A 1,208-nucleotide genomic window follows, 5' to 3' on the forward strand; every position below is an offset into this window, starting at 1 on the left:
TTTACAACCAAGTCGCTAGTGGAGTGCTAGACAAGGCTGAAAAATCGCTAGAAAACGCAAATAAGAAGCATACATGTGCATTAAACAACAGTATTCAGGCATTAAACGAAGCTACAAACAGGCTCAATTTAAAACTTATCATTATTTTTGCCAGCACGTTTGTCGCTGTAATGATGGTGTTCATTTTGGCTATCTTCTTATACATACCAAGCAAAGACGAAATTGATGAACGTAGAGCTGATATGGCTGTACTAAAAAAATATCCGCTACAAATTCGAGAAAGTGATGGTGAAACGCTGGTCAGAATTATGACTAAAAAATGCTATTCATTTGAGCCTAGTAACGTCAAAGAAAAAACCTATGATTGGTGTCGCATCGACCCTAAAAAATACTAGATGATCGGTACTTTGCTTGGTTTCTATCATTACCAATTAGATGACAACAGTCGCAAAGTTGCCCGACTTTGAAACATGGCTAAAGCCATATTTCAAAGCATCGAGCAAAGATAGGTTAAACGCCTAAACGCATTAGTTTTTCTTGAATTGCATCACTTACAAAAGAATTAAGGGAATTACTTGATGCTAAAACTGCTTTACGGTGCATTTCAGGGCTAATACGCACATTAAACGTGCCTTATCAAGGCTTTTTTGGAATTTCGTATAATAATGCCCATTATGTTAAATGGGGGATTTAATTAATTTGAGTTTGCAAAATTGCTAAATTTTTTCTTAATTCTTCTCATGTCTTGAAGTGTATAACCATAATTTACAAAACATCCTTGTAGTATTTGGGGGTCACTTATTGGACTATCTAAAACAGTAAAAAATTCATTAATAATATTTACAGTAGATAAGTTGGCTTCTTTTTTACCTGTATGAGGACTAACTGTTATTAACTGATTTTTATTAAAATAATCAGCCGTAATTAAATTAGGGAAATTTTTAAGTTGAGGATTTAGTCTTCTGAAATCAGCATTATAAAGAGGAATACAACTTTCTATTATTTGTGGTAAAGCTGTATCTGTTAAGAACGTATTTAAGTTGGATTCTATATTTCTAGTAGGTTTTGCATTCTTAATATTTGAGGGATTTACTGGAAAACCATGAAACATCCATAGTACACCATATAAAATTAGTATTACTAAAGTTACCGAAAAGATGATTCCTAATACCTTCACTTTTAAGTCTTCCTAAAATTAACATAATACA

General features: G+C 32.6%; 3 protein-coding genes. 1 reads left to right on the forward strand and 2 read right to left on the reverse strand.

All coding sequences use genetic code 11. The annotated features are described in order from the left end of the window. A partial coding sequence (locus FTV48_RS14800) for a hypothetical protein (protein WP_180000780.1) occupies positions 1–395 on the forward strand: 395 nt, incomplete at its 5' end. A gap of 115 nt (positions 396–510) precedes the next feature. Here FTV48_RS14800 and FTV48_RS14805 read toward each other — a convergent pair. Further along, the gene (locus FTV48_RS14805) at positions 511–621 is read right to left on the reverse strand and encodes a type II toxin-antitoxin system HicB family antitoxin (RefSeq protein WP_227541741.1); all 111 of its coding nucleotides are present in this window, start codon (positions 619–621) and stop codon (positions 511–513) included. A 73-nt stretch (positions 622–694) separates the two neighbouring features. Beyond that, complete coding sequence (locus FTV48_RS14810; RefSeq protein WP_004871917.1) at positions 695–1,177, reverse strand: hypothetical protein; 483 nt, start codon at positions 1,175–1,177, stop codon at positions 695–697. Positions 1,178–1,208: the final 31 nt, after the last annotated feature.

This window comes from Acinetobacter sp. YH18001 (genome assembly GCF_013416975.1).
Classification (GTDB): domain Bacteria; phylum Pseudomonadota; class Gammaproteobacteria; order Pseudomonadales; family Moraxellaceae; genus Acinetobacter; species Acinetobacter pseudolwoffii.